The following is a 26,321-nucleotide window of genomic DNA, read 5'->3' on the forward strand; positions in this document are numbered from 1 at the left end:
GGGGGTTGACGCAATGAACGGCGACTTCGATTCGGGCGAGCTGAAGGTCATTGCCTTCGACGTCTTCGGCACAGTGGTCGACTGGTACGGCGGCATCGCGGCCGAGGCCGAGCGCCTGCTGCCGGGCATCGACGGCGGCGCGTTCGCGCTGGCCTGGCGGGCTGGCTACCAGCCCGCGATGAAGAGCGTGATGGAGCGGCTGGCCGCGGGCGAGGGCGGCTTCACGCTGCTGGACGAATTGCACATGGGCATCCTCGAAGGCGTGCTGCGCGACTTCGGCATCGAGGGACTCGAAGCGGCGCGCAAGCGCGAGCTCAACAGGGCCTGGCACCGCCTGCCGGCCTGGTCCGATGCGGTCGAAGGCCTGGCACGGCTCAAGCGCCAGTACATCATCTGCACGCTGTCCAACGGCAACATCGGCCTGTTGACGGAGATGGCCAAGAACGCGGGCCTGCCCTGGGACTGCGTGCTGTCGGCCGAGGTCTTCAAGGCCTACAAGCCCGACCCGCGCACCTACCTCGGCGTGGCCGCGGTGTTCGATGTGACGCCCAGCCAGGTCATGCTGGCGGCCGCGCACCACGACGACCTGGCTGCGGCGCGCACTTGCGGGCTGCGCACCGGTTATATCGAGCGGCCGTTGGAGTTCGGGCCGGATCGGCCCAAGGATGTCTCGCCGCGCGCGGACAACACGCTGCACGCGCGCGACATCGGGGCGCTGGCGGATCTGCTGGGCTGCTGAAGAAGGCTCCGCCGATCAGCGCAGCCCTGCGCCACCGGCCTCGCTGGCGCGCTGGATCAATTCGATCTTGTAGCCATCGGGGTCCGTGACGAACGCGATCACCGTGGTGCCGCCCTTCACCGGCCCGGGCTCGCGCGTCACGTTGCCGCCCGCGGCCTTGATCTTTTCGCAGGCCGCGTAGGCGTCGGGCACGCCCAACGCGATGTGGCCGTAGGCCGTGCCCATCTCGTACTTGTCGGTGCCCCAGTTGTAGGTCAGCTCGATCTCGGCCTGCGCCGGGTTGCCCTCGTAGCCGACGAAGGCCAGGCTGTACTTGTACTCAGGGTTCTCGGAGGTGCGCAGCAGCTGCATCCCGAGCACACGCGTGTAGAAGTCGATGGAGCGCTGCAGGTCGCCGACGCGCAGCATGGTGTGGAGGAATCGCATGTCGTGGTGAGGAAAGTTGTCGGGGCCGAGGATTGTCGGTTCAGTTCCGGCCCGCGAGTGTCAGCAGATGCGCTTCGTGCTTCTCCAGGAAGGCATGCAGCTGCTGTCGGTACTCCGGTGCCACCGCGTCGCGCACGCTGGGACGCTCCCGCAGCGCCCGCTGCCAGGCCCGCACCTTGGGGCAGGTGTCGAAGACATGCGAGTCGTGCAGTTCGTCGAAGAGCTCGAAGTAGCGGAACACCGGCGCGAACACGGCATCGACCAGGCTGAAGCGCTCGCCCGCGAAGAAGGGGCCCGCGCCCAGGGCGGCCTCGACGCGCGCGAACTTGGCGGCCAGCGCCTGGCGCTTCTGCTCGAAGATCTCGGGCTCGCGGGTGGTCTCGTAGCCCCACAGGTCCGCGAGCGTCGCGGAGCCGAACTCCATCCAGGCGCGGTGCTCGGCGCGTTCCAGCGGGTCCTCGGGATGCAGACGGGGGCCGGGCTGCGTTTCCTCGATGTACTCGCAGATGACGTTGCTCTCGAACAGGATGCTCTCGCCGCCCCCGGGGCGCGGCACGCGCAGCAGCGGGACCTTGCCGAGCGGCGAGATCTTCACGAACCAGTCGGGCTTGTTCGCCAGGTCGATCACGATGCGCTCGAAGGGGACGCCCTTCTCGCGAAGGACGATGGCGGCGCGCTGGACGTAGGGGCACAGCAGGTGGCTGACGAGGGTGAGTGCGGGTCGGGACATCGTTCGCTTCCGTGTTTCGAAGAGTGGGAAGCGCGATTCTTGCGAGGCTCGAAGACCTTTTCCCGAAAAGCCCATGGGGCTTGGCTCGGCCCCCGTCGTTCCGCTGTGCAGTTCCGGCATTTCGCCGCACCCGTATTTCGAGTCCCCAAAACTGCTAAGCGGAATAACATTCTGCAAAAGCCGACGACCCGGCGACACACAGGATGGAGACATGACGAGCTTCTCAAGCGGCCCCGCTGCGGCGCCGACGCGCATTCACCAACTGCTGGACAGCTGGGTGCACACCCAGCCCCACGCGCTGGCGCTGCAGGACCCCGGGCTCGCGCTCAGCTACCTCGCGTTGAAAGAGGCCTCGGAATCGGCGGCGCGCCAGTTGGCGGATTTGCAGGTGCGCGCCGGCGACCGCGTGCTGGTGGTGGGCGAGAACTGCGCCGCCATCGGCGTGCTGGTGCTGGCCCTCAGCCGCCTGGACGCGTGGTCGATCGTGGTCAACGCGCGGCTGTCCGAACGCGAGATCGACACCTTCATCGCGCACTCGGGCGCCCGTCGCGTGATCTACACCTGCCATGTGTCGGCCGACGCGCAGAAGCACGCGCAGCGTCACGGCGCGCTGGCGCAGAGCTGGGGCGAGATCGGGACGCTGTGGGTCGGCGCGCTGGCCCGCGAGGTGCAGCCGGAGCCTTGCTCGCCCGAGGCGCGGGACCAGGTGGCGTCGATGATCTACACCTCCGGCACCTCGGGTGCGCCCAAGGGTGTGATGCTCACCCACGCCAACCTGATGTTTGCCGCTGCCAGCGCACGCGACATCCGCGGCCTGGGCCCGGGCGACCTGATCTACGGCGTGCTGCCGATGGCCCACGTGGTGGGCCTCTCGACCCAGTTCCTCGGCTGCATCGCGAGCGGTGCGGCGCTGCAGCTGGAGCCGCGCTTCTCGCCGGCCGCCCTGGCGCAGGCGCTGGCGCAGCAGGGCGTGACGGCCTTCGTCGGCGTGCCGGCGATGTTCGCCAAGCTGCTGGACTGGGCGCGCGAGCAGGGGCAGGCGCTGCAGGCGCCGGCCTTGCGCTTCGCATGCGTGGTCGGCTCGCCGCTGACGCCCAGCCTGAAGGCCGCCGTCGAGGTTGCGCTCGGGCAGCCGCTGCACAACGGCTACGGCTTGACCGAGACCGCGCCCACGGTGGCGCAGACCCGCATCGAGGCCCCGCGCCGCGATTGCACGGTCGGCTTTCCGCTGCCCGGCGTGCAGACGCGCATCGTGGACGCGGGTGCCGGCGCCGAGCCGGCCGCCGGCGGGGTCGGCGAGCTGTGGGTGCGCGGCCCCAACCTCATGAAGGGCTACTACCGCAACGAGGCGCTGACGCGCGAGGTGGTGAACGAAGAGGGCTGGTTCAACACCGGCGACATGGCGCGCCGCGATGCCGACGGGGCCCTGCACATCGTGGGCCGCAGCAAGGAGCTGATCATCCGTTCGGGCTTCAACGTCTATCCGGTGGAAGTCGAGCAGGCGCTCAATAGCCATCCTGCGGTGGTGCAGTCTGCGGTAGTGGGCCGCACCGTCGAACACAACGAGGAGGTGGTCGCCTTCGTCGAGCTCGTGTCCGATGCGCAGCCGGGCGAAGAGGCGATGCGCGAGTACTTGCGCGAGCGGCTGTCGCCCTACAAGGTGCCGAGCGAGATCCGCTTCCTCGCGCAGCTGCCGGCCGCACCCACCGGCAAGATCCTCAAGAGCGAATTGAAGACCCTGGCCCTGCAAGGCCGCACCCCCCTCTGAACCAAGGACGCCGCATGGCCCTGCCCGCACTGCTCAAGGACAAGCTCTCGCTGCCGCTGATCGGCTCGCCGCTGTTCATCATCTCCAACCCCGAGCTCGTGCTGGCCCAGTGCCTGGCGGGCGTGGTGGGCTCGTTCCCGGCGCTGAATGCGCGACCGAAGGAACTGCTCGACGAATGGCTCGCGCACATCACGGCGACGCTGGACGCGGCCCGCGAGGCCGAGCCGTCGCGCCGCATCGCGCCCTTCGCGGTCAACCAGATCATCCATCCGTCCAACGACCGGCTGGACCACGACATGGCGCTCTGCGTCAAGCATCGCGTGCCGATCATCATCACCAGCCTGTCGGCGCCGACCGACTACGTGGCGCCGGTGCATGCCTATGGCGGCCTGGTCTTCCACGACGTCACCAACGTCAAGCATGCGCAGAAGGCACTGGCCGCCGGCGTCGACGGCCTGATCCTGGTGTGCGCGGGGGCCGGCGGCCATGCCGGCACCATGAGCCCCTTCGCGCTGGTGGCCGAGGTGCGGCGCTTCTTCGACGGGCCGATCGCGCTGTCGGGGTCGATCACCTCGGGCGCGCACGTGGCCGCGGCGCTGGCGATGGGCGCCGACCTGGCTTATGTCGGCACGCGCTTCATCGCCACGCCCGAGGCCAATGCGCAGGAAGCCTACAAGCAGATGATCGTCGACAGCGCCGCGGCCGAGGTGACCTACACGCCGCTCTTCACCGGCGTGCACGGCAACTACCTGACGCGCAGCATCGCGGCCGCCGGGCTGGACCCGGCGCAGCTGCCGACGGCAGACAAGTCCTCGATGAACTTCGGCACCACGCGCATCAAGCCCTGGAAGGACGTCTGGGGCGCAGGGCAGGGCGTGGGCAACATCGACGAAGTGCTGCCCACGGCAGAGCTGGTCCGGCGCATGACGCGCGAGTACCGCGGCGCCCTGGCGCAGTCGAGCGCCTGATCGCATCATCCGGACATCACCCAAGGAGACTGAACCATGAGCGACAAGAAAGCCATCCTCGTCATCGGCGCCGGCGACGCCACCGGCGGCGCCATCGCGCGCCGTTTCGCACGCGAGGGCTACATCGCCTGCGTGACCCGGCGGCAGGCCGACAAGCTGCAGCCGCTGGTCGACCAGATCAAGGCCGAGGGCGGCCAGGCGCACGGCTTCGGCAGCGATGCGCGCAAGGAGGAGGAGATGGTCGCCCTGGTCGAGCAGATCGAGCGCGAGATCGCGCCGATCGAGGTGGCGGTCTTCAACATCGGCGCCAACGTGCGCTTCGGCATCACGGAGACCACCGCCCGGGTCTACCACAAGGTGTGGGAGATGGCCTGCTTCGGCGGCTTCCTGATGGGGCGCGAGGTCGCCAAGGCCATGCTGCCGCGCGGCCGCGGCACCATCATCTTCACCGGCGCAACCGCCAGCCTGCGCGGGCGCGACGGCTATGCGGCCTTCGCCGGCGCCAAGCATGCGCTGCGCGCGCTGGCCCAGAGCATGGCGCGCGAGCTGTGGCCGAAGGGCATTCACGTCGCGCATCCGGTGATCGACGGCGCCATCGATACCGAGTTCATCCGCACCACCTTCCCGGAGCGCTACTCGCTGAAGGAGCGGGACGGCATCCTGCAGCCCGACAGCATCGCCGATGCCTACTGGCAGATCCACATGCAGCCGCGCAACGCCTGGACGCACGAGACCGAGCTGCGTCCCTGGCTGGAAAGCTGGTGAAAGAACCCGGAGCAGCGCCATGACAGTGCCCGTCCAGTTCCTGTTCGATTTCGGCAGCCCCAATGCCTACATGTGCCACCGCGTCATCCCGGCCATCGAGGCACGCACCGGCGTGGCCTTCGAGTACCTGCCCATCCTGCTCGGCGGGATCTTCAAGCTCAGCGGCAACCGCTCGCCGGCCGAGGCCTTCGCGGGCATTCCGAACAAGCGCGCCTACGACCAGCTGGAGGTTCGGCGCTTCGTCGCGAAGCACCATCTCGATCGCTATCGCCACAACCCCTTCTGGCCGGCCAACACCCTGCAGATCATGCGCGGCGCGGTGGCGGCGCAGAAGCAGGGCTGCTTCGAGCGCTACGTCGAGGCAGTCTTCGTGGCCATGTGGGAACAGGGCCGCAACATGGAAGACCCCGCGGTCATCGTGCAAACGCTCGACGAAGCAGGGCTCGATGGCCAGCGGCTCTACGAAGGCACGCAGGACCCGGAGGTGAAGGCCCGCCTGATGGCCAACACCCAGGCCGCTTTCGAGCGCGGCGCTTTCGGCTCGCCGACCTTCTTCGTCGGCAGCGAGATCTTCTTCGGCAAGGACCGCCTGCGCGAGGTCGAGGAAGAGATCGTGCGCCAAGGCGCAAGCCAGGCCTGAGGCAACCCAGCCCCGGACATCCGGACGCAAAGGACAAGCATGAACACCAAATTTCTGGCGGGCGCCGCCATGGCAGCCCTGTGCGCGCTCGGCGGCCCGGCTGCGACCGCGTGGGCGCAGGATGCGGGGAACTTCCCCGCGAGGCCCATCAAGATCATGCTCGGCTTCCCGCCGGGCGGCTCGACCGATTCGCCGATGCGCGTGCTGGCCGAGGATGTCTCGAAGATCCTCAAGCAGCCGGTCGTGATCGAGAACAAGCCCGGCGCGGCGGGGCTGATGCCGGCGCAGCTGCTGCAAAGTGCGCAGCCCGATGGCTACACGATCGGCGTCATCCCCGCCAACCTGTTCCGCCTGCCCTACACCGGCACCATGAACTGGAGCCCGGCCAGCGACCTGCGCTACGTGATCGGCCTGACCTCCTTCGTCTACGGAATCGTGGTGCCGGCGGCCTCGCCCATCAAGAACATCGACGACTACGTGGCCTACGCGAAGGCGCATCCCGGCGAGCTGACCTATGCCACCCCCGGCGCCTACCTCGCGCAGCACCTGGCGATGGAGCAGCTCGCGCGCATCAAGAACATCCAGCTGAGCCACGTGCCTTTCAAGGGCACGTCGGAGTCGCTGCAGGCGGTGGTGGGTGCGCATGTGATGTCCGCAGCCGAGACCTCGGGCTGGGGCCCCTACGTGGAAAGCGGCAAGCTGCGTCTCCTCGTCACGTTCGGCGAGAAGCGCATGAGCCGCTTCCCGGACGTGCCAACCTTGAAGGAAGCCGGGATCGACATCCCGCCGCCTTCCGCGGCCTGGGGCCTGGCGGCGCCGAAGAACACGCCGCCGGCCGTGGTGGCGAAGCTGCACGACGCCTTCAAGCAGGCGATGGAGCAGCCGGGCTTTCGCAACGCGCTGGCGCAGTACTACATGGAGCCCGTCTACATGAGCTCGGCGCGCTACCAGCAGTTCGCGGCCGAGTCGACGCAGCGAGAGAAGCAGATGCTGGACGCCATCGGCTTCGTGCGCGAGAAGTAGTTCCGCGCACGCTTCGCGTCGCTGCGTTCCGGCACCGCATTCGCCCCGTCATCGCCGCGCGCCGAGGCCCTGCTCGATCTCGCGCACCGTCGCGATCAGCCTGGGCCGCACTTCGCTCAGCAGCGTGTCGCGCGACATCGACTGCGCCGGGGCCGCCGCATTGATCACCATCAACGGCAGCCCGCCGCCCGGCTGGAAGGGCACGGCGATGCCGTTGATCTCCTTCTGCCACTCGCCGAAGGAGCCGACGCAGCCGCTCTCGGCCAGGTCGGCGCAGGCCTGGCGAATGCCCTTCTCGATGCGCGGCCAGGCGATCGGGTCGAGCGCCTGGATGCGTTCCTCCAGGGCGAGCCGCACGTTCTCGGGCGCGGCCGCGAGGTAGGCGCGGCCCATCGCGGTGGTGGCCAGCGGAATGCGTGCGCCGATGTCCAGCCGCAGCGTGACGATGGAATGGCCGCGGCAGTTCTCGATGTAGAGCATCGACATCTCGTCGCGCAGGCCGAGCGAGACCAGTGTCCCCGTGTCGATGGCCAACTGCTGCATCAGCGGCCGGCTCATCTCCTTGACGTCCAGGCGCGCCAGCGTGGTGCCGCCGAGCGTCAGCGTCGCCATGCCGAGCCGGTAGCGGCCCGACTCCTCGATGTGATGCAGGTAGCCGAGCCGGGTCAGCGTGTAGGTCAGGCGCGTGACGGTGGACTTGGGCAGCTTGCAGCGCTCTGCGAGCTCCTGGTTGCCCAGGCGCTCCTCGCCGGACTTGAAGCAGCGCAGCACGTCGAGGCCGCGCGCCAGGGCAGTGACGAAATGGCGGTCTTCGCGGGCGTCGTCCGGGCCCGGTTTCGAGGACACGGGGAAATGCTTCATGAAGGGCTCCTGCGTTCTGCACAGCGGTTTGGAGTTGGGCGCCGCAACGCCTTCGGAGCTAGGAAGCCTCGCCGCTGCGTCTCACAATCGCAGAATTATGAACTGCACTGCAAAACCAATGCGGTGCTGATGCAGGAGACAGACCATGGAACGACTGGCCGCCACCGGCGCCCACAACTTCGCATCGATCGAGCGCGTCGTCTTCGGCCAGCCCGCCGCCGCCGTCATCGCGGCCGAGGCCACGCGGCTGGGCAGCCGCCGCGTCTTCATCGTCGCGAGCCGCACGCTGCGCACGCAGACCGGCGTCATCCGTGCCATCGAGGAGGCGCTGGGCGAGCGGCATGCAGCCACCTTCGACGGCATCCCGCAGCACACGACCCGCAGCGGCGTCGCGCGTGCCACAGCCGCGGCCCTGGCGGCGGAGGCCGACCTGGTGGTGGCGGTCGGCGGCGGCTCCGTCATCGATGCTTCGAAGATGGTGCTGCTGTGCATGCGCCACGGCATGGTCGACGAGCACCTGGAGGCGCTCGAGCGCTTCGAGGTGAAGCTGGGCGACGATGGCAAGCCCGTGCGGCCGGTGTTCGAGGGTCCGACGCTGCGCATGATCGCGGTGCCCAGCACGCTCAACGGCGGCGAGTTCAACGGCGGCTGCCTGGTGACCGACGAGCGCCGCAAGCTGAAGCAGACCTTCTTCCACCCGCTCATGATGCCGCGCACCGTCGTGCTCGATCCGGCCTTGACGCTGCACACGCCCGAGTCGCTGTGGCTGGGCTCGGCCACGCGCGCGCTCGACCACGCCATCGAGGCGCTGCTGTCCACCACGCCCACGCCGCTGGCCGATGCCGTGGTGCTCGACGGCATCGCGCGCATGGCGCGTGCGCTGACGGCGTGGCGGGCCGAGCCCGCCAGCCTTTCAGCCCGCGCCGAATGCCAGGTGGCGAGCTGGCTCTGTTCCTACGGCCTGTCCAGCCGCGGTCCGAAGGGCGGCGTGATGATGGGCCCGAGCCACGCCATCGGCCATGTGCTGGGCGGCAGCTGCGGCGTGCCGCACTACTTCTGCACGCCGGTGATGATGCCGGCGATCCTGCGTTGGTCGGAGCCCGCGACTGCGGCACGGCAGCGCCAGCTCGCGCAGGCACTGGGCCGGCCTGGGCTGCCGGCGGCCGAGGCCTTCGCCGAACTCGTGAAGGCGCTGGGGCTGCCCTCGACGCTGCGTGACGTCGGTGTCGATCCAAGCCAATTCGGGATGATCGCGCGCACCAGCATGCGAGAGCTCTTCATTCACGGCAACGCCCGCAAGATTTCCGGGCCGGCGGAGGTGGAGGAGATCCTGCCTCTCGCGGCATGAGCGCGCTTTCGGCGCCTTCAGGGCCGCGCCTCGAAAACCAGGCAGGTGGTGGTCGCATGCGCGTACAGCGTGCCATCGGGCCCGAGCAGCCGCGCCTCTGCGGTCGCGAGCTGGCGCCCGCAATGGATCACCTTGCCTTCGGCACGCACCCGCGGCACCTTGGGCGTGACGCCCCTGACGTAATTCACGCTCAGCTCGGCCGTGGTGTAGGCGCGGCCCGGCGGCATCATGGTGTGCACCGAGCAACCCAGCGCGGAGTCGAGCAGGGTGGCGACCCAGCCGCCATGGACCGTGCCCAGCGGGTTCAGGTGCCGCGGCAGCGGCGTGCCCTGAAACACCGCGACGCCGGGGCTGACGGAGAGGATCGTGAAGTCCAGCGTCTTGGCGATCGCGGCATAGGGGATGTCGCCGCGCAGCATGGCCTGCATGAGCTCGAGCCCGGTCAGGCCTTCGACCTGCTCGGGCCTGGCCAGGCCGGGGCCGGGGCCGGCCTCCAGGCGGGCGATGACCTCGCTTTCTTCGGCAAGCCAGGTCTCGAGTACGGTGTTCGGCGTCAAGGTCTTTCTCCAACATAAAGGTTGCGTATGCAACGGTTGTAGCTACAATCGTCGACCATGGATGCTATCGCAAAGCCGCAGGGCTGTACCAACTTCAGGCTGCGCCGCCTCAACCGCATGGTGTCGCGGCACTATGACGCACACGTGGCCGCGGCCGGCCTCAAGACCACGCAGTACTCGCTGCTCTCGAATGTGCTGACCCTGGGCCCGCTGCGGCCGGTCGACCTGGCGCGGGCGATGAACGTCGACGCCTCCACGCTGACGCGCAACCTCAAGCCCATGCTGGCCGCCGGCTGGCTGACCCAGAGCGAAGGGCCCGACGCGCGCAGCCGCCTGATCGCCATCACCGCGGAGGGCCGCGCCAAGCGGGCCGAAGCCCAGCGCCTGTGGCGCGCCGCGCAGATGGAGCTCAACGCGATGCTGGGCACCGAGCGCGTCCTGGCACTGCACCAGCTGATCGACGACAGCATCGCGCTGTTGCAACGCGCCGGATTCGAAGACCAGGAGAGCAACGATGAGTGATTCCAATCCTACGCCTGCCGCGATCGCGGGCAGCCCCGCCATGCGCTACCAGGCGCTCTGGCTGGTGCTGCTGGCCACTGCCGGCACCTTCGCGCTCACCATGGGCGTGCGCCAGACCATGGGACTGTTCCTGTCGGCGGTGAACACCTCCACCGGCCTGGGCGTCGCCAGCATCAGCCTGGCCTTCGCCTTCGGCCAGCTCTGGTGGGGCCTGACCCAGCCCTTCGCGGGCGCGGTGGCCGACCGCATCGGCACCGGCCGCGTCATCTTCATCGGCGTGCTGCTGGTGGCGCTGGGCACCATCATCACGCCGCTCATGACCACCACCGCCGGTCTCATCTTCGCGATCGGCGTGCTGGCCGCGGGCGGCGCCGGCATGGCCGGCCCCTCGGTGCTGCTGGGCGCGACCACGCGCCTCGTGTCGCCGGCGCAGCGCGGGCTGGCCACCGGCATCGTGAACGCGGGCGGTTCCTTCGGCCAGTTCGCGATGGCGCCGATCGCCATCGGCCTCACCGCGGCCTACGGCTGGGCCAATGCGATGCAGGTGCTGGGCTTCCTCATCCTGCTGGCGCTGCCGGCGATCTTCGTGCTCAAGGGCAATTCCAACGCGCTCGCGGCGGCCTCGGGCGCCAAGCGGCTGAGCGCGCGCGAAGCCATCGGGCAGGCACTGGCGCTGCCGGGCTTCCGCCTGCTGAGCCTGGGCTTCTTCGTTTGCGGCTTCCACGTCGCGTTCCTCGCGACCCACCTGCCGGGTGTGGTGGCGGCCTGCGGCCTGCCACCCGAGGTGGGCGGCTGGTCGCTCGCGATGATCGGCCTGTTCAACATCGTCGGCAGCCTCGCCATGGGCTGGGCCGTCGGGCGCTGGCGCATGAAGTCGCTGCTGGCGCTGCTCTATGCGACGCGCGGCCTGGCGGTGCTCGTCTTCCTGCTGGCGCCCAAGACCACGCTGGTGATGCTGCTCTTCGCCGCCGTGATGGGCGTGACCTTCCTCTCGACCGTGCCGCCGACCGCGGGCCTGGTGGCCAAGATGTTCGGCCCGGCCAACATGGCGATGCTGTTCGGCATCGTGATGCTGGCCCACCAGATCGGCGGCTTCCTCGGCGCCTACCTCGGCGGCGCCATCTTCCAGGCCACCGGCAGCTACGACTGGGTCTGGTACATCGACATCCTGCTGGCCACCGGCGCCGCGCTGGTCAACCTGCCGATCCGCGAGGCGCACCTGCCGTCGCGCGCTGCCAAGGCGGCGGCGTGATCCGATCCGGGCAATGAGCACCGATCCCCGCACGCGCCTCCTGCTGGAGGCGCCGATCGCCCGCACCCTGCTGCGCCTGGCCGCACCCAACGTGCTGGTGATGATCGCGCAGGCCGCCGTCGGCCTGATCGAAACCTACTTCGTCGGCAAGCTGGGCACCGATGCGCTCGCCGGCATGGCGCTGGTGTTCCCGATCGTCATGCTGATGCAGATGACCTCCGCCGGCGCCGTCGGCGGCGGCATCGCCTCGGCGATCGCGCGCGCCCTCGGCGCCCAGCGCCGCGCGGATGCCCATGCGCTGGTGCTGCATGCCATGGTGGTGGCGCTGGGCTTCGGCCTGGCCTTCAGTGCGGTTCTGCTCGTCGGCGGGCGCACGCTCTATGCGCGCATGGGCGGCGAGGGCGCTTCGCTCGAAGCGGCGCTGACCTATTCGCACTGGGTATTCGCCGGCGCGGTGCTGGTGTGGCTGTTCAACTCACTGGCGGCGGTGATCCGCGGCACCGGCAACATGGCGGTGCCGGCCAAGGTGACGGTCGGCGGCGTGGTCTTCCTCGTCCCGGTGTCGCCGCTGTTGATCTTCGGCTGGGGACCGATCCCCGCGCTCGGCATCGCGGGCGGCGCGATCGCGCTGCTGCTGTACTACCTGGTGGGCACCCTGGCGTTGCTGGCCTACCTGCGCTCGGACGCCAGCTACCTGAAGCTCTCGTTGGCAGGCGTGCGCCTGCGCTGGCCGCTGTTCCGCGACATCCTGCGCGTGGGCTTGATCTCCTCCATCGCCACCCTCTGCGTCAATCTCTCCATCGCCGTCGCCACGGCGCTCGCGGGCCGGTTCGGCGCCGGCGCGATCGCCGGCTACGGCACCGCCTCGCGCCTGGAATACCTGCTGGTGCCGCTGGTGTTCGGCTTCGGTGCGCCGCTGCTGGCGATGGTCGGCACCTGCATCGGCGCCGGCCAGCGCGAGCGCGCGCTGAAGGCGACATGGGTCGGCGTGGCCATGGCCTTCGTGATGGCCGAGGCCGTGGGCCTGGCAGCCGCATGGTTTCCGCGGCCCTGGCTGATGCTCTTCGGCAACGACCCCGCCATGCTCGAAGCGGGCACGCAGTACCTGCGCGCCGTGGGCCCCTTCTACGGCTTCTTCGGTACGGGCCTGGTGCTGTACTTCGCCTCGCAGGGCGCGGGCCGGCTCTTGTGGCCGGTGCTGGGCAACCTGGCGCGTCTGGCGGTGGCCGCGCTCGGCGGCTGGCTCGCGCTGCGCTGGAGTGGCGAACTGGTGCACGTGTTCGTGGCACAGGCCGCGGCGCTCGTGGTGTACGGGGCCGTCATTGCCGGCGCCATTGCAGGCGGCTCCTGGTTCGGGCCGGTGGGCTGGCCGCGCAGCACGGCGGGGCTGCTGCGGCGCGTCGGTGCCTCCTGATCTCCTTCAGGTTCCGTTTTCCTGTCTCTCTCGTTTTTTTGGAGTCCCCTCATGCAGATCAAGAACGCTGTCGTCTTCATCACCGGCGCCAACCGCGGGCTGGGCCTGGCCTATGCACGGGCCGCCCTCGCGGCCGGCGCGAAGAAGGTCTACGCGGCCGCGCGCGACCCGAAATCCGTCACGCTCGAAGGCGTGGTGCCGGTTGCGCTCGACGTCACGCGCCCCGCGCAGATCGAGGCCGCAGCCCAGGCCTGCGGCGACGTGACGCTGCTCATCAACAACGCCGGCATCTCGCGCGGCTCGGGGCTGCTGGCACCCGATGCGGTGGAGGCGGCGCGTGCCGAGCTCGACACCAACTTCTTCGGTCTCTGGGCCGTGAGCCGCGCCTTCGCGCCGGTGCTGGCGAAGAACGGCGGCGGCGCGATCGTCAACGTGCTGTCGGCGCTGAGCTGGATCACCTTTCCCGGCGTGGCGACCTACAGCGCCTCGAAGTCGGCCGCCTGGTCGCTGAGCAACGGCCTGCGCAATGAACTCGCTGCGCAGGGCACGCAGGTCACCAGCGTGCATGTGGGCTACATGGACACCGACATGGCGAGCCATGTGCCGGGGGACAAGACCTCTCCGGACGATGTGGCGAAGCAGACGTTGGCCGCAGTGGAGGCCGGCGAGCCGGAGGTGCTGGCGGACGCGACGGCGCGTCAGGTCAAGCAGGGCTTCGTCGCGGCGCCGCCGGCTTACGCGGCGCCGCGCTGAAGCAAAGGGCGCGGCGCCGGCAGCAGCCTGCGCAGCGCTTCGAAGAACAGGTCCGACTGCTCGCGCTCGCCCTGGATCTGCGCCGCGACCTGCGCTGCCAGCTTCGCATCGACCGGCGCCAGCGGCCGGCCGGTGGACTGGGCGATCACCTGGTGCAGGCAGGCGCGCTCCAGGTAGTAGAGGTCGTCGTAGGCATGCGCGATGTTCGCGCCCGCCACGATCACGCCGTGGTTGGCCAGGAAGGCGATGTCCTTGCCCGCCATGGCGTGGGCGATGCGCTCGCCCTCGCGGTCGTCCAGCGCCAGGCCGTTGTAGGTCGCATCGACGGCGATGCGATCCATGAAGCGCATCGCGTTCTGGCTCAGCGTCGGGTCGAGTGCCCGATCGGTGGTCAGCGTGAGCGCGGTCGCGTACGGCATGTGGCCGTGCAGCACCACGGCACGACCGGTGACGCGGTGCACCGCGCCGTGAATGAAGAGGGCGGTGGGCTCGACGCGGTGACGCCCTGCCAGCACTTCGCCGTGCACGTCGATCAGCACGATGTCCTCGGGGCCGATCTCGCTCCAGTGCAGCCCGCGCGGGTTGATCAGGTAGCGGTCCTGCGCGCCCGGCAAGGCCACGCTGAAATGGTTGCACACGCCTTCGGACAGACCGTGGTGCGCCGCGGCGCGCAGCGCCAGTGCGAGGTCTTCGCGCAGGGCGCGGATCCTCGGGCTGGCGTACTCGGCCTCGGCGCTCATCGTCGCGGCGCGCACTGGAAGACCTTCGCCTTCGGCTGCGGTGCGAGCCCGCTTCGGATCGGCCGGGCGGGCGCTCATGTCCGCAAATTCCCGTTGAAGGCCGCCACGAAATCCATCGCCGCCTCGCGCACCGCCGCTGCGCTCTTGCCCGGCTTGTAGAGCGCCGAGCCGATGCCGAAACCCGCCGCGCCGGCCTCGCGCCAGGCCTGCATGCCGGCCGGCGTGATGCCGCCCACGGGCAGCACCGGCGTGCCCGCCGGCAGCACCGCGAGCAGCGCCTTGACGACCGCCGGCGAGGCAAGCTCGGCAGGGAAGAGCTTGAGGCCGGCGGCGCCGGCTGCGAGCGCGCCGAAAGCCTCGGTCGGCGTCATCACGCCCGGCAGGCTCACCAGGCCGAGGCGCGCCGCTTCCGCCAACACCTTGGGGTCGAAGTTGGGGGCCACGATCAGTTGGCCGCCGGCCGCATGCACCTCGCGCACCTGCTGCGCGTCGAGCACCGTTCCCGCGCCCACCAGCGCTCCGGGAAAGCGCTCGCGCAGCAGTGCGATGCTCTTGAGCGGCTCGGGCGAGTTGAGCGGCACCTCGAGCAGCCGGAAGCCGGCGCCGATGATGGCATCGCCGATGTCTTGCGCCTCGGCGGGGTTCAGGCCGCGGAGGATGGCCACCAGCGGCAGCTGCTGCAGGGCGATGGAGAACTGGGCGTTCGGAAGCGTCATGACCTTGCCTTGTTCGCGATGTGGATGGCCGACAGGGCGTGCAGCCCGGCCCAGGTGGCCTCGGCACCCAGCGTGCGGGCGGTGTTGCCGGAAACCTCCAGGGCGAGCTGGTAGCGCTGGGTCAGCGCGGGGCTGCCGATCAGCACCAGGTCGCCGCCGTGGATGGACTGGGTGCGCAGCTCCTCGCCGATGAGCAGCCCGGAAAGGTAGCTCGCCAGCTCCCCGGCCGGCATGCGCTCGAAGAGCCCCAGCGTGCGCACGCCGAAGGCGTTGTGCAGCAGGCCCTGGCCGTTGTCGGCCTGCGTCACGCCTTCCAGGAAGGCGACCTCGTCCAGCGGCGCCTGCGCGTCCAGCGTGTGCGCCAGGATCGAATGCTGGCTCAGCAGGGCGTAGAACTCGCCCGTCATGAAGGTGCGGAAGCCCGTCACGCGGCCGCGCTTGACGGTGACCCACTTGCTGTGCGTGCCGGGCAGCACGAACAAGCCGTCGGACAGGCCCACCAGCGACATGGCGCCGAAGATCTGCACCTCCTCGCCGCGCATCACGTCGGGCACGCCATCGTGCACGTCGCTGAGGCCGGGCACGATCGCGATGCGGCCCGGCTCGATCTCGACGATGGCATTGGCCACCTCGACCCGGCCCGAGGGGCAGGGGCAGTAGGGCGCCTCGACCCAGCCCTGCTTGCTGCCGGCCATGCCGGAGATCAGGCAGAAGCTGCCAGTGAGGCGCATCCAGTCGCCGAACAGTTCCTCGAAGAGCCCAGGGAAGCCCCCGGCCGGCACCGTGAGGATGCCGCGCGAATGGCTGCGCTCCTCGAGCACGTGCCCCTTGCCGTCGAGCAATGCGCCGCGCAAGGAACTGGTGCCCCAGTCGATGGCGATCAAATGCATCAGTGATTGTCTCTGGGAACGAAAGAACCCCTTTTGCCGCGCAGGAATCCGAAATCGGCCCCCTGGTCGGCCTGCAACACATTGTCGACGTAAAGCTTCCAATAGCCCGACTCCAGCAGCGGCTTCGGCGCCGTCCATTGCGCCTTGCGGCGCGCCAGCTCCTCGTCGCTCACATGCAGGTGCAGCAGCCGCTTCGGAACGTCGAGCTCGACGATGTCGCCGTCCTGCACCAGCGCCAACGGGCCGCCGGCGGCTGCCTCCGGCGCGGTGTGCAGCACCACCGTGCCGTAGGCAGTGCCGCTCATGCGGGCATCGCTGATGCGGACCATGTCGGTGATGCCCTTGCGCAGCACCTTGGGCGGCAGCGGCATGTTGCCGGCTTCGCCCATGCCGGGGTAACCCTTGGGGCCGCAGTTCTTCAGCACCATGATGCAGTGCTCGTCGATGTCCAGCGCCTCGTCGTCGATGCGCTTGTGCAGATCGTCCGCGCTCTCGAAAACGACCGCACGGCCCTTGTGCACCAGCAGCTCCGGCGTGGCCGCGCTGGGCTTGATGATGGCGCCGTTGGGCGCGAGGTTGCCGCGCAGCACGCAGATGCCGGCCTTGTCCTTGAACGGCTTCGACAGGGGCTGGATCACCTGCGGGTTGTAGTTCTCGGCATCCTTGACGTTGTCCCAGAGGCTCTGCCCGCTGGCGGTGATGATGTCCCGGTGCAGGTGTTGCGCGATCTCCTTCATCACCACCGGCAGCCCGCCCGCGTAGCAGAAGTCCTCCATCAGGTACTGTCCCGAGGGCTGCAGGTTGACCAGGCAGGGCAGGTCGGCGGCCAGGCGGTCGAAGTCGTCGAGGGTGAGTTCCACGCCGATGCGCCCCGCGATCGCGAGCAGGTGGATCACCAGGTTGGTCGAGCCGCCGATCGCCGCGTTGACCTTGATCGCGTTCTCGATCGCCTGGCGGGTGAGGATCTTCGACATGATCAGGTCTTCATGCACCATGTCGACGATGCGCCGCCCGGCCATGCGCGCCAGCACGTTGCGCCGCCCGTCCACCGCGGGGTACGCCGCGTTGCCCGGCAGGCCGATGCCCAGCGACTCGACCATGCTGGCCATGGTGCTGGCCGTGCCCATCGTCATGCAGTGGCCGTGGCTGCGGTGCATGCAGCTCTCGGCCTCGAAGAACTCCTGCAGCTTCAGCGTGCCGGCGCGCACCTGCTCGCTCATCTGCCAGACACCGGTGCCCGAACCGAGCTCCTGCCCGCGCCACTTGCCCGAGAGCATCGGGCCGCCGGAGACGCCGATGGTGGGCAGGTCCACGCTGGCGGCGCCCATCATCAGCGCGGGGGTGGTCTTGTCGCAGCCCATCAGCAGCACCACGCCGTCGATCGGGTTGGCGCGGATGCTTTCCTCCACGTCCATGCTGGCGAGGTTGCGGTACAGCATGGCGGTGGGGCGCAGCAGCGTTTCGCCGAGCGACATCACCGGAAACTCGAGCGGGAAGCCACCCGCTTCGTAGACGCCGATCTTCACCTGCTCGGCCAGCGTGCGGAAGTGCGAGTTGCAGGGCGTGAGCTCGCTGAAGGTGTTGCAGATGCCGATGACCGGACGGCCATCGAACTGATCGTGCGGCACGCCCTTGCCCTTGACCCAGCTGCGGTAGATGAAGCCGTCACGGTCATGGCGGCCGAACCATTGCTGGCTGCGCAGTTCGTGGGCGGGTTTGCGGCGTTGACTGCTCATTGTTGTGTCTCCTGCGTGGTGGTGATTCGGGCCTCGGTGAATCAGGGTTTGTCCTGCCGGGCCCCTACTTCAATCATCATATGATAAGCCGGACGAGCCAAAGACGAGAAGGGTTTTCGAGTGGGCGCCGCCCCGTGAAACCCAGCCCCCCATGCAGGAGACAAGGCCCATGCCCCATTCGTTGAACATCATGCGCCGGCGCGTTCTGCAAGGCATCCGGAAGGCCGTTCGATGAGCGCATCCGCGCGCCCCGAGGTGCTGGTGGTCGCACCGCTGATGCCCTTTCTGATGGAGGCGCTGCAGCGCGAGTACGTGGTGCATGACCGCACCCACATGAACGACGAAGAGGGCTTCTCTGCCGCGGCCCCCCGCATCCGCGCCGTGGTCGCGAACGGCGAGGCCAAGGTGCCGCGCGAACTGATGCAGCGCCTGCCCGCGCTCGAGATGATCTCGGTGTTCGGCGTCGGCTACGACGGCGTCGACGTGCCGGCGGCGCATGAGCGCGGAGTGCCCGTCACCAACACGCCGGAGGTGCTGAACGACGACGTGGCCGATCTCGCGATCGGCCTGCTGCTCTCCATTGCGCGCCGCATCCCGCAAGCCGACCGCTTCGTGCGCGACGGGCAGTGGCCGCAGGGTCCGTTTCCCCTGAGCCGCAAGGTCTCGGGCGCGCGCCTGGGCGTGGTCGGCATGGGGCGCATCGGCCAGGCGATCGCGCAGCGGGCCCGCGCCTTCGGCATGCAGATCGCCTATACCGCCCGCTCGCCGCGTGCCGGCGTCGAGTACGCGTATCACCCGGACGCCGTGGCGCTGGCCACGGCGGTTGATTTTCTGGTCGTCATCACGCCCGGCGGCGCGGCCACGCGCGGGTTGATCGATGCCCGCGTGCTGGAGGCACTCGGCCCGCAGGGCTACCTGATCAATGTCGCACGCGGCAGCGTGGTCGACGAGCCGGCGCTGATCGCCGCGCTGTCCAAGGGGGTCATCGCCGGCGCCGCGCTCGACGTCTTCGCGAACGAGCCGACGGTCCCGGCCGAGCTGCGTGCCATGCCCAACGTGGTGCTCACGCCGCACATGGCCAGCGGCACGAAGCAGACGCGCGAGGCGATGGCGCAGCTGACCTTCGACAACCTGCGCGCGCATTTCGCGGGCGCGCCCCTGCTGACGCCGGTCGACGCTTGACCATCGCTGCCATGAGCAAGAACATCCACGGCCGCACGCTCGATCTTCTCGGCGAAGCCATCGTGTCGCGCCGCTACGCGATCGGCGCGCCGATGCCGGCGGAGCCCCTCTTGTGCGAGGAATTCGGCGTCAGCCGCACGGTCGTGCGCGAGGCCGTGAAATCGCTCGTCGCCAAGGGGCTGATCATCACCGGTCCGAAGGTCGGCACACGTGTGCTGCCGGAAGAGCGCTGGAACTGGTTCGATCCCGACGTGATCACCTGGCAGGCGCGCGCCGGCCTCACGCCCGAGTTCCTGCGCGACCTGCTGGACCTGCGGCGGGTGGTGGAGCCGGCGGCGGTCCGGCTGGCGGCCGAGCGGGCCACCTCGGCCGACATCGAGAAGATCGAAGAGGCCTACGCCGGCATGAAGCTGGCGATCGAAGAGGGCGGGGACTACGTCACCAACGACCTGCGTTTCCACCACGGCCTGCTGGCGGCCGCGCAGAACCGCATGCTGGCGCAGATGAGCAAGGCGCTGGACGCCCTGTTGCGCACCAGCTTCGAGCTCTCCACCGCCAAGCAGAACGGGCCGGCCCTGTCGCTGCCGCTGCACCGTGCCGTGCTCGATGCGGTCATCGCCCACAACCCGGCGCGGGCAGAGCGCGCCATCGTCAAGCTGATCGACGGCGCGCGCGAGGACATCGAGGAGGTGCTCTCGAAGCGCCGCCGTCCGCCGCGCCACGGCCGTGCGCCGCCACGCGCCAAGGCAACCGCCGCCTGAGACATTCTTTTTTTTTAGCCCCCGCTCGTGGATCGAGCATCCCACCGAAGAGGAGACAAAGCATGAAATTCAAGTCACTCGTGATTCCCGCGCTGACAGCGCTCGGGCTGGCCATCGCCGGCCAGGCAGCAGCCCAGGAGAAGCTCACCGTCTGGTGGGTCAAGGGCTTCTACAAAGCGGAGGACGATGCGCTGTACGCGGCCATCAAGAAGTTCGAGGACAAGCACAAGAACGTGAAGGTCGAGCTCTCGCAGTACCCCGTGCAGGACATGATCCCGAAGACCGTGTCGGCGCTCGATTCCGGCAGCCCGCCGGACGTCGCCTATGCCGACGTCTACGATTTCCAGGTCACCGGCAAGTGGGCCTTCGACGGCAAGCTGGAGGACATCAGCAGCGTCATCTCGCCGATGCAGGCGCGCTTCGCGCCCAACACGGTGGAGACCACCTTCCTCTACAACGACCAGACGAAGTCGAAGGCCTACTACGCCTTTCCGATCAAGCAGCAGACCATGCACATCGAGTACTGGATCGACATGCTGGCCGATGCGGGCTTCAAGGAGTCGGACATCCCGACCACCTGGAAGGAATACTGGTCCTTCTGGTGCGACAAGGTCCAGCCGGCGAGCCGGCAGAAGACCGGCAAGCGCATCTTCGGCATCGGCATGCCGATGGGGGTGGACTCGAGCGACTCGTTCTATTCGTTCCTGACCTTCATGGACGCCTACAACGTCAAGCTGGTCAACGACAGCGGCAAGCTGCTGGTCGACGATCCGCAGGTGCGCACGGGGCTGATCGGCGCGCTCACCGACTACACCACGCCCTACACCAAGGGCTGCACGCCGCCTTCGTCCACCAGCTGGAAGGACCCGGACAACAACGTCGCCTTCCACAACAAGACGACCGTGATGACGCACAACGCGACGATCTCGATCGCCGCCAAGTGGCTGGACGACATGAACAACGCCTCGCTGACGCCCGAACAGCGCGATGAGGCCAAGAAGAACTTCACCGAGCGCATCCGCACGGCCGGCTTCCCGAACAAGCCCGACGGCAGCAAGATGGTCTACCGCTCGGCGGTGAAGACCGGCGTGGTCTTCAAGGACGCCAAGAACAAGGCGCGCGCCAAGGAGTTCGTGAGCTTCCTGCTGCAGGAGGAGAACCTCACACCCTACGTCGAGGGATCGCTGGGGCGCTGGTTCCCGGTCACCAAGGCAGGACAGGCGAGCCCGTTCTGGAAAGCCGATCCGCATCGCCAATCGGTGTTCAACCAGTACGCCGCCGGTACCGTGACCTTCGAGTTCACCAAGAATTACAAGTTCACGGTCCTCAACAACGAGAACGTGTGGGCCAAGGCGATGAACCGGGTCGTGACCGACAAGGTGCCGGTGGACAAGGCGGTCGACGAGATGATCGAGCGCATCAAGACGGTCGCACGTTGACCTTCCGCGGCAGCTGCTCATGAGCTCCACAGCAAGCGTTGCGACTGCGGCCGGCACGGCCGCTGTCCCTGCCGCGAAGCTCGGTCGCTGGCAGTTCTGGGGGCGGCTGATGGTCGTTCCCTACCTGCTGGTGTTCCTGGTCTTCGTGCTCTATCCGGTGTGCTACGGGCTCTGGCTGGCGCGTCATCCTCAGAGCTACGTGCACCTGGTCGAGGATCCGATCTTCTTCCGGTCGGTGATCAACACCATCGTGTTCCTGGTGGTTGCGATCAATATCAAGATGCTGGTGGCACTGGTGCTGTCGGGCTTCTTCGTGCAGTCGCGCTGGTGGATCAAGATCCTCTCGGGCATCTTCATCCTGCCGTGGGCACTGCCGTCGATCCCGACCATTCTCTCGGTTCGCTTCATGCTCAACCCCGAGTGGGGCGTGATCAACACCACCATCTTCCGGCTGACCGGGCTCGACGGGCCCAACTGGCTCAACGACGCCACGTTGGCGCTGGGCTTCGCGATGCTGATGCACATCTGGAAGTCGCTGCCTTTCTGGACGCTGATCCTGGTGGCGGGCCGGCTCGCGATCCCGAGCGAGCAGTACGAGGCGGCCTCCGTCGACGGCGCGACCTCGTGGCAGAAGTTCCGCTTCATCAGCTGGCCCGCGCTGCGCACGCTCTACGTGACCTCGCTGATCCTGTCGATGATCTGGACGCTGGGCGACTTCAACAGCGTCTACCTGCTGACCGGCGGCGGTCCCGCCGACTTGACGCACGTGCTCGCGACGCTCGGCATCCGCTATCTGCGGCTCGACCAGGTCGACCTCTCGATGGCGTCCATCGTGGTGGCCATGCCGCTGGTGCTGCCCCTGGTGTATTTCATGATGAAGAGGCTGTCGAAATGAGCCCCCACGCCTATCGCTTCGTGGATTCGCTGGCCGCCGACGCGGCTCGTCGGAGGTCGATATGAGGCGCATCACGGCCAAGAGCGTCGCCACCGAGGCCAAGCTGCTGCTGATCGGCATCCCCGTGCTGATCTGGACGCTGATCCCCGTCTACCACATGGTGCTGTTCGCGATCTCGCCGCGGGGCACGGCAACGAGCGGTCAGCTGTGGCCGACCTCGCCGACGCTGGACAACTTCAGCACCGTGTTCCAGAGGAAGCATTTCTATCTGGACCACTTCTGGGTGCAGCTCGGCAACTCGCTGGTGATCGCGCTCGCGGTGGGTGCGCTCACGCTCTTCGTCGCGACCACTGCCGCCTTCGCCATCAGCCGGCTCAGGGTGCGTGGCGGGCGCACCGTGATGAACATGGCGCTGTTCACCTACTTCATCCCCGCGGCCTTCCTGGCGGTGCCCATGTACAAGACCATGGGCAACTACGGGCTGCTCAACAGCCAGTGGTCGCTGATCCTGGCGATGGTCACCATCGCCTCGCCCTACTGCATCTGGGTGCTGAAGCAGGCATCGGACAAGCTGCCCTACGAGCTCGACGAGGCGGCGCGCATGGACGGTGCCTCGCCGCTTCAGCTGTTCCGCCTGGTCTACCTGCCGCTGATGGTGCCGTCGCTCGTGGCGGTCGGCACCTACTCGCTGCTGCTGGCGTGGAACGAGTACCTCTACGCCTTCCTGCTGCTGTCCAACGACCGCAGCGTCACGCTGGCGGTGGCGCTCGGCAACTTCCTCGCGGCGGACGATTCGCCATGGGAACTGCTGATGGCCACCGGCCTCATCTATGCGCTGCCGCCGGCAGCGATCTACTACGCCTTCAAGCGCTACATGGTCGGCGGCCTCACCGCAGGGGCAGTGAAGAGCTGAGAACGCAAGGAACGAAATCAACATGGCATCCGTATCCTTTCGCAACGTCAGGAAATCCTTCGGCAAGACCCAGATCATCCAGGGCCTGGGCTTCGACATCGCCGACGGCGAGTTCGTGGTGCTGGTCGGGCCTTCGGGCTGCGGCAAGTCCACCCTGCTGCGCATGCTGGCGGGGCTGGAGGACATCACCGGCGGTGAAATCCTGATCGACAACCGGGTGGTGAACGAGCTCGAGTCCAAGGACCGCGACATCGCAATGGTGTTCCAGAGCTACGCGCTCTATCCGCACATGACGGTGGGCGAGAACATGGGCTTCAGCATGCGCCTGCGCAATGCCGACAAGGGCGTGACGGCGCAGCGCGTGGCCGATGCCGCGAAGATCCTGAATCTCGATGCGCTGCTCGCCCGCTACCCCCGCGAGCTGTCGGGCGGACAGCGCCAGCGCGTGGCCATGGGCCGCGCGATCGTGCGCGATCCCAAGGTGTTCCTGTTCGACGAGCCGCTGTCCAACCTGGACGCCAAGCTGCGCGTGGCGATGCGCGCCGAGATCAAGGCGTTGCACCAGCGGCTCAAGACCACCACGGTGTATGTGACGCACGACCAGATCGAGGCCATGACCATGGCCGACCGCATCGTCGTGATGCATGACGGCATCGTCGAGCAGATCGGCACGCCGCTGGCGCTCTACGACCGGCCCGAGAACCTGTTCGTCGCGCAGTTCATCGGCTCGCCGGCGATGAACGTGGTCGAGGGCGTGCTGCGGCGCAATGGCGCGGGCGTCAGCGTCGAGGCCTACGGCGCGCACTGGCCGGCGCCGGCGGAGAGCCAGGCGGCGGACGGCCAGCCGGTGCACTACGGCATCCGGCCCGGCGACATCGTGCTGGCCGACGCGGGCAGCGGCGTGCCGGCTCGCGTGATCGTGGTCGAGCCCACGGGCAACGAGACCGAGTTGCTGGTCGAGGTCGGCGAGGCCAAGCTGACCCTCGTGGTCCACGGGCGCGTGCAGGCGCAGCCGGACGAGATGATCGGCCTGGTGATCCGCCCCGAAAGCACGCATCTGTTCGACCGGCAGGACGGGCGCAGGCTGAACTAGGCCTGTTGGCCCGGGAAGGGGCCGTTTGCGCGGCCACCTCCCCGGGCAACTGGCCCCCGATCTCGGCGTTGCGTTCCTTGTGCGCGCATCCCGCAGGGCTTTGCGTGGCCTGATGGGCCGCCGGGCGGGCGTGCTGATGTTCCGCCACTGCGACGCCGCATCCGCGCATGAAAAAGGGCGCCGAAGCGCCCTGGATTTGCTGGCTCAGCGGCCGAAGGAGCGGCCGCCGCCGTAATTCCCGCCGCCACCACCGCCATAGCCGCCGCCCGAGCGGCCGCCGCCGCCACCGGAACGTCCGCCGCGGCCGCCACCGCCACCGCCGCCACGGCGCCCGCGGCCGCCGAAGCTGTCGACGCTGGTGCGCAAGGGATCGGGCTGGCCCGCCGCACCGGCGATGGCCTCGGCACGCTGGTGGGCCAGTGCATCGGCCTGCGTGGGACTGTGGCTGTTGCCGTGGTGGCGCGGCTGGCGCTCTTCGTGCGGCAGGTGGTTCTGCGCGTGATGAGGCGCATGGTGGGGTGCATGGTGCTGCGCCCGCACCGGGGCCGGGCCACGGCCGCCTTGAGCACGCTGGCCCGGGCCTTGACCCTGGCCGCCGCCGTTGCGGCCCGCCGGAGCGCCCTGGCCGCCATTGCCGCGGCGCTGACCGCCGTTGCCGTTGCCGCCATTGCCGCCGCGCTCGCCTTGACCCGCCTTGTTGTCACGGATGCGCTGCATCATTTCCTGCCGCGCCGCCTTGGCCGCCGCCTGCATCACATCGCGGCTCGGCGGGCGGCCGGCGCCGCCCCACAAGGTCTGGCGGCCCATCGCGATGGGTTCGGCGCGCTCGCCTTCCTCGGGACCGAAGCCGTCGATGACCTTGACCGGGATCTGCTGCTTGGTGAAGCGCTCGATCTCCTGCATGAAGCCTTCTTCGTCCAGGCAGACCAGGCTCACCGCCTCGCCGCTGGCGCCCGCGCGTCCGGTGCGGCCGATGCGGTGCACATAGTCTTCGCTGATGTTGGGGATCTCGTAGTTCACGACGTGCGGCAGCTCGTCGATGTCGATGCCGCGCGCCGCGATGTCGGTGGCCACCAGGGCGCGGATCTCGCCGCTCTTGAAGCCGGCGAGCGCCTGGGTGCGTGCGCTCTGGCTCTTGTTGCCGTGCAGCGCCATCGCCTCGACGCCGTTCTTGCACAGGAACTCGGCCACGCTGTTGGCGCCGAACTTGGTGCGGGTGAACACCAGCACCTGGCTCCAGTCGTGCTCGTTGATGATGTGGGCGAGCAGGGCCTTCTTCTTGCCGCGGCCCACCGGGTGGATCACCTGCGTGATGCGCTGCACGGTGGTATTGCGCGGCGTGACCTGGATGCTCTGCGGGTTCTTCAGCAGCGTGGCGGCCAGGTCGCGGATCTCGTCGCTGAAGGTGGCGGAGAACAGCAGGCTCTGCTTTTCCGTGGGGACCAGCGCGAGGATCTTCTTCACGTCGTGGATGAAGCCCATGTCGAGCATGCGGTCGGCCTCGTCGAGCACCAGGATCTGCACGGTGGAGAGGTCGAGCATGCCCTGCTGCTGCAGGTCGAGCAGGCGGCCGGGGGTGGCCACCAGGATGTCGACGCCGCGCTTGAGCCGGTCGATCTGCGGGTTCATGCCCACGCCGCCGAAGATGACGGTGGAGCTCAGCTGCAGGTACTTGCCATAGGTGCGGACCGATTCCTCGACCTGGGCCGCGAGCTCGCGGGTGGGGGTGAGCACCAGGGCGCGCACGCCGGTGCCGCCGAACTTGTTGGTGGCGCTGCGGCTCATCGTAAGCTTGTGCAGCAGGGGCAGGGTGAAAGCCGCGGTCTTGCCGGTACCGGTCTGCGCGCCGCCCAGCAGGTCGTGGCCTTCGAGCACTGCGGGTATGGCCTGAGCCTGGATGGGGGTGGGAGTTTCGTAGCCCTGCTCGTGCACGGCTTTCAAGATGGCCGGGGCCAGCTTCAGTTCGTCAAAGTTCATTGATTTTCAGACAAGCGCCTTCCACGGCGCGGTGGTATCGGCCCACCCACGCGAATTGTCTTTGACGCGGGGGTCAGTAGGGGCAGATGAGGGTCAGGGGTGGAGCGCGAGAGCCTGGGTTGGGCTTCTTCGTCCCCGGCAGGGAGCCGGTGTTGCGGGCAACTGGACCCGGCAACGGATGCATTGTCGCATGAGTCGGATGCGTTCCGTGCG

General features: G+C 68.5%; 26 protein-coding genes. 17 read left to right on the top strand and 9 right to left on the bottom strand.

The window, feature by feature from the left end; all coding sequences use genetic code 11:
• Positions 1-13 precede the first annotated feature (13 nt).
• Entirely contained in the window at positions 14-739 is a 726-nt protein-coding gene (locus J2739_RS14710) for a haloacid dehalogenase type II (RefSeq protein WP_309902846.1), read from the top strand.
• A 15-nt stretch (positions 740-754) separates the two neighbouring features.
• Here the strand turns inward: J2739_RS14710 and gloA are convergent, their stop codons facing one another.
• Positions 755-1,165, bottom strand: coding sequence for a lactoylglutathione lyase (gene gloA, locus J2739_RS14715; protein WP_309902848.1), 411 nt, complete (start codon positions 1,163-1,165; stop codon positions 755-757).
• A gap of 40 nt (positions 1,166-1,205) precedes the next feature.
• Positions 1,206-1,895, bottom strand: a complete 690-nt coding sequence (locus tag J2739_RS14720) for a glutathione S-transferase family protein (protein WP_309902850.1) — start codon at positions 1,893-1,895, stop codon at positions 1,206-1,208.
• Positions 1,896-2,106: 211 nt separating this feature from the next.
• Here J2739_RS14720 and J2739_RS14725 point away from each other — a divergent pair, with 211 nt between their 5' ends.
• From J2739_RS14725 to J2739_RS14745, 5 genes are read left to right on the top strand one after another with little or no spacing between them, the layout of a single operon-like run.
• The gene (locus J2739_RS14725; protein ID WP_309902852.1) at positions 2,107-3,663 is read left to right on the top strand and encodes a class I adenylate-forming enzyme family protein; all 1,557 of its coding nucleotides are present in this window, start codon (positions 2,107-2,109) and stop codon (positions 3,661-3,663) included.
• A 14-nt stretch (positions 3,664-3,677) separates the two neighbouring features.
• Entirely contained in the window at positions 3,678-4,631 is a 954-nt protein-coding gene (locus tag J2739_RS14730; RefSeq protein ID WP_309902854.1) for an NAD(P)H-dependent flavin oxidoreductase, read from the top strand.
• 36 nt (positions 4,632-4,667) lie between these two features.
• Positions 4,668-5,396, top strand: coding sequence for an SDR family oxidoreductase (locus tag J2739_RS14735; RefSeq protein WP_309902856.1), 729 nt, complete (start codon positions 4,668-4,670; stop codon positions 5,394-5,396).
• A gap of 19 nt (positions 5,397-5,415) precedes the next feature.
• Positions 5,416-6,036 carry a 2-hydroxychromene-2-carboxylate isomerase gene (locus J2739_RS14740; RefSeq protein ID WP_309902858.1) on the top strand — a complete coding sequence of 207 codons (621 nt, stop codon included), beginning with the start codon at positions 5,416-5,418 and terminating at the stop codon, positions 6,034-6,036.
• A 39-nt stretch (positions 6,037-6,075) separates the two neighbouring features.
• The gene (locus J2739_RS14745) at positions 6,076-7,059 is read left to right on the top strand and encodes a tripartite tricarboxylate transporter substrate binding protein (protein ID WP_309902860.1); all 984 of its coding nucleotides are present in this window, start codon (positions 6,076-6,078) and stop codon (positions 7,057-7,059) included.
• Positions 7,060-7,107: 48 nt separating this feature from the next.
• Here the strand turns inward: J2739_RS14745 and J2739_RS14750 are convergent, their stop codons facing one another.
• Positions 7,108-7,920 carry an IclR family transcriptional regulator gene (locus J2739_RS14750; RefSeq protein WP_309902862.1) on the bottom strand — a complete coding sequence of 271 codons (813 nt, stop codon included), beginning with the start codon at positions 7,918-7,920 and terminating at the stop codon, positions 7,108-7,110.
• 145 nt (positions 7,921-8,065) lie between these two features.
• On the opposite strand from J2739_RS14750, the gene J2739_RS14755 reads away from it, so the two are divergent.
• Positions 8,066-9,268, top strand: a complete 1,203-nt coding sequence (locus tag J2739_RS14755; protein WP_309902864.1) for an iron-containing alcohol dehydrogenase — start codon at positions 8,066-8,068, stop codon at positions 9,266-9,268.
• Positions 9,269-9,285: 17 nt separating this feature from the next.
• Here J2739_RS14755 and J2739_RS14760 read toward each other — a convergent pair whose 3' ends face one another.
• Positions 9,286-9,825, bottom strand: a complete 540-nt coding sequence (locus J2739_RS14760; RefSeq protein ID WP_309902866.1) for a PaaI family thioesterase — start codon at positions 9,823-9,825, stop codon at positions 9,286-9,288.
• 57 nt (positions 9,826-9,882) lie between these two features.
• Between J2739_RS14760 and J2739_RS14765 the strand changes: the two genes are divergently transcribed.
• From J2739_RS14765 to J2739_RS14780, 4 genes are read left to right on the top strand one after another with little or no spacing between them, the layout of a single operon-like run.
• Complete coding sequence (locus tag J2739_RS14765) at positions 9,883-10,347, top strand: MarR family winged helix-turn-helix transcriptional regulator (protein WP_309902868.1); 465 nt, start codon at positions 9,883-9,885, stop codon at positions 10,345-10,347.
• Positions 10,340-11,599 (top strand): MFS transporter, encoded by a 1,260-nt coding sequence (locus J2739_RS14770; RefSeq protein ID WP_309902870.1) that lies wholly within the window; start codon positions 10,340-10,342, stop codon positions 11,597-11,599. Before J2739_RS14765 ends, J2739_RS14770 begins: the two co-directional genes overlap by 8 nt.
• Positions 11,600-11,612: 13 nt before the next feature.
• Positions 11,613-13,013: an MATE family efflux transporter gene (locus J2739_RS14775; protein WP_309902872.1), complete on the top strand. Its 1,401-nt coding sequence runs from the start codon at positions 11,613-11,615 to the stop codon at positions 13,011-13,013.
• 51 nt (positions 13,014-13,064) lie between these two features.
• Positions 13,065-13,766 carry an SDR family oxidoreductase gene (locus J2739_RS14780; RefSeq protein WP_309902874.1) on the top strand — a complete coding sequence of 234 codons (702 nt, stop codon included), beginning with the start codon at positions 13,065-13,067 and terminating at the stop codon, positions 13,764-13,766.
• Here the strand turns inward: J2739_RS14780 and J2739_RS14785 are convergent.
• From J2739_RS14785 to J2739_RS14800, 4 genes are all read right to left on the bottom strand, one after another.
• A complete protein-coding gene (locus tag J2739_RS14785; RefSeq protein ID WP_309903033.1) occupies positions 13,748-14,506 on the bottom strand; it encodes an aldolase in 759 nt (252 codons plus the stop codon). The genes J2739_RS14780 and J2739_RS14785 overlap by 19 nt on opposite strands.
• 74 nt (positions 14,507-14,580) lie before the next feature.
• On the bottom strand, positions 14,581-15,222 hold the full coding sequence (locus tag J2739_RS14790) for a 2-dehydro-3-deoxy-6-phosphogalactonate aldolase (protein WP_309902875.1): 642 nt from the start codon (positions 15,220-15,222) through the stop codon (positions 14,581-14,583).
• Positions 15,219-16,115 carry a 2-dehydro-3-deoxygalactonokinase gene (locus tag J2739_RS14795; protein ID WP_309903035.1) on the bottom strand — a complete coding sequence of 299 codons (897 nt, stop codon included), beginning with the start codon at positions 16,113-16,115 and terminating at the stop codon, positions 15,219-15,221. The genes J2739_RS14790 and J2739_RS14795 overlap by 4 nt, the downstream gene beginning before the upstream one ends.
• Complete coding sequence (locus J2739_RS14800) at positions 16,112-17,848, bottom strand: IlvD/Edd family dehydratase (RefSeq protein ID WP_309902877.1); 1,737 nt, start codon at positions 17,846-17,848, stop codon at positions 16,112-16,114. Before J2739_RS14800 ends, J2739_RS14795 begins: the two co-directional genes overlap by 4 nt.
• A 231-nt stretch (positions 17,849-18,079) precedes the next feature.
• Here J2739_RS14800 and J2739_RS14805 point away from each other — a divergent pair, with 231 nt between their 5' ends.
• From J2739_RS14805 to J2739_RS14830, 6 genes are all read left to right on the top strand, one after another.
• A complete protein-coding gene (locus J2739_RS14805) occupies positions 18,080-19,030 on the top strand; it encodes a 2-hydroxyacid dehydrogenase (protein WP_309902879.1) in 951 nt (316 codons plus the stop codon).
• An 11-nt stretch (positions 19,031-19,041) separates the two neighbouring features.
• Positions 19,042-19,791, top strand: coding sequence for a FadR/GntR family transcriptional regulator (locus tag J2739_RS14810; RefSeq protein WP_309902880.1), 750 nt, complete (start codon positions 19,042-19,044; stop codon positions 19,789-19,791).
• Between the two features lie 62 nt (positions 19,792-19,853).
• Positions 19,854-21,230, top strand: a complete 1,377-nt coding sequence (locus J2739_RS14815; protein WP_309902882.1) for an ABC transporter substrate-binding protein — start codon at positions 19,854-19,856, stop codon at positions 21,228-21,230.
• 19 nt (positions 21,231-21,249) lie between these two features.
• Complete coding sequence (locus J2739_RS14820) at positions 21,250-22,125, top strand: carbohydrate ABC transporter permease (RefSeq protein WP_309902884.1); 876 nt, start codon at positions 21,250-21,252, stop codon at positions 22,123-22,125.
• Positions 22,126-22,186: 61 nt separating this feature from the next.
• Complete coding sequence (locus J2739_RS14825; protein ID WP_309902887.1) at positions 22,187-23,038, top strand: carbohydrate ABC transporter permease; 852 nt, start codon at positions 22,187-22,189, stop codon at positions 23,036-23,038.
• 22 nt (positions 23,039-23,060) lie between these two features.
• Positions 23,061-24,131 (top strand): ABC transporter ATP-binding protein, encoded by a 1,071-nt coding sequence (locus J2739_RS14830; RefSeq protein WP_309902889.1) that lies wholly within the window; start codon positions 23,061-23,063, stop codon positions 24,129-24,131.
• A gap of 204 nt (positions 24,132-24,335) precedes the next feature.
• Here J2739_RS14830 and J2739_RS14835 read toward each other — a convergent pair whose 3' ends face one another.
• Entirely contained in the window at positions 24,336-26,108 is a 1,773-nt protein-coding gene (locus J2739_RS14835) for a DEAD/DEAH box helicase (protein ID WP_309902891.1), read from the bottom strand.
• Positions 26,109-26,321 lie beyond the last annotated feature (213 nt).

Origin of the sequence: Variovorax soli, from assembly GCF_031454625.1 — a bacterium.
Classification (GTDB): Bacteria; Pseudomonadota; Gammaproteobacteria; order Burkholderiales; family Burkholderiaceae_C; genus Variovorax; species Variovorax soli_A.

What these genes read in the sequence shown, in the direction of transcription:
- J2739_RS14710 (WP_309902846.1), top strand. Translation starts at nt 14, where the DNA reads ATGAACGGCGACTTCGATTCGGGCGAGCTGAAGGTCATTGCCTTCGAC.
- gloA (WP_309902848.1), bottom strand. Translation starts at nt 1,165, where the DNA reads ATGCGATTCCTCCACACCATGCTGCGCGTCGGCGACCTGCAGCGCTCC.
- J2739_RS14720 (WP_309902850.1), bottom strand. Translation starts at nt 1,895, where the DNA reads ATGTCCCGACCCGCACTCACCCTCGTCAGCCACCTGCTGTGCCCCTAC.
- J2739_RS14725 (WP_309902852.1), top strand. Translation starts at nt 2,107, where the DNA reads ATGACGAGCTTCTCAAGCGGCCCCGCTGCGGCGCCGACGCGCATTCAC.
- J2739_RS14730 (WP_309902854.1), top strand. Translation starts at nt 3,678, where the DNA reads ATGGCCCTGCCCGCACTGCTCAAGGACAAGCTCTCGCTGCCGCTGATC.
- J2739_RS14735 (WP_309902856.1), top strand. Translation starts at nt 4,668, where the DNA reads ATGAGCGACAAGAAAGCCATCCTCGTCATCGGCGCCGGCGACGCCACC.
- J2739_RS14740 (WP_309902858.1), top strand. Translation starts at nt 5,416, where the DNA reads ATGACAGTGCCCGTCCAGTTCCTGTTCGATTTCGGCAGCCCCAATGCC.
- J2739_RS14745 (WP_309902860.1), top strand. Translation starts at nt 6,076, where the DNA reads ATGAACACCAAATTTCTGGCGGGCGCCGCCATGGCAGCCCTGTGCGCG.
- J2739_RS14750 (WP_309902862.1), bottom strand. Translation starts at nt 7,920, where the DNA reads ATGAAGCATTTCCCCGTGTCCTCGAAACCGGGCCCGGACGACGCCCGC.
- J2739_RS14755 (WP_309902864.1), top strand. Translation starts at nt 8,066, where the DNA reads ATGGAACGACTGGCCGCCACCGGCGCCCACAACTTCGCATCGATCGAG.
- J2739_RS14765 (WP_309902868.1), top strand. Translation starts at nt 9,883, where the DNA reads ATGGATGCTATCGCAAAGCCGCAGGGCTGTACCAACTTCAGGCTGCGC.
- J2739_RS14770 (WP_309902870.1), top strand. Translation starts at nt 10,340, where the DNA reads ATGAGTGATTCCAATCCTACGCCTGCCGCGATCGCGGGCAGCCCCGCC.
- J2739_RS14775 (WP_309902872.1), top strand. Translation starts at nt 11,613, where the DNA reads ATGAGCACCGATCCCCGCACGCGCCTCCTGCTGGAGGCGCCGATCGCC.
- J2739_RS14780 (WP_309902874.1), top strand. Translation starts at nt 13,065, where the DNA reads ATGCAGATCAAGAACGCTGTCGTCTTCATCACCGGCGCCAACCGCGGG.
- J2739_RS14785 (WP_309903033.1), bottom strand. Translation starts at nt 14,506, where the DNA reads ATGAGCGCCGAGGCCGAGTACGCCAGCCCGAGGATCCGCGCCCTGCGC.
- J2739_RS14790 (WP_309902875.1), bottom strand. Translation starts at nt 15,222, where the DNA reads ATGACGCTTCCGAACGCCCAGTTCTCCATCGCCCTGCAGCAGCTGCCG.
- J2739_RS14800 (WP_309902877.1), bottom strand. Translation starts at nt 17,848, where the DNA reads ATGAGCAGTCAACGCCGCAAACCCGCCCACGAACTGCGCAGCCAGCAA.
- J2739_RS14805 (WP_309902879.1), top strand. Translation starts at nt 18,080, where the DNA reads ATGAGCGCATCCGCGCGCCCCGAGGTGCTGGTGGTCGCACCGCTGATG.
- J2739_RS14810 (WP_309902880.1), top strand. Translation starts at nt 19,042, where the DNA reads ATGAGCAAGAACATCCACGGCCGCACGCTCGATCTTCTCGGCGAAGCC.
- J2739_RS14815 (WP_309902882.1), top strand. Translation starts at nt 19,854, where the DNA reads ATGAAATTCAAGTCACTCGTGATTCCCGCGCTGACAGCGCTCGGGCTG.
- J2739_RS14820 (WP_309902884.1), top strand. Translation starts at nt 21,250, where the DNA reads ATGAGCTCCACAGCAAGCGTTGCGACTGCGGCCGGCACGGCCGCTGTC.
- J2739_RS14825 (WP_309902887.1), top strand. Translation starts at nt 22,187, where the DNA reads ATGAGGCGCATCACGGCCAAGAGCGTCGCCACCGAGGCCAAGCTGCTG.
- J2739_RS14830 (WP_309902889.1), top strand. Translation starts at nt 23,061, where the DNA reads ATGGCATCCGTATCCTTTCGCAACGTCAGGAAATCCTTCGGCAAGACC.
- J2739_RS14835 (WP_309902891.1), bottom strand. Translation starts at nt 26,108, where the DNA reads ATGAACTTTGACGAACTGAAGCTGGCCCCGGCCATCTTGAAAGCCGTG.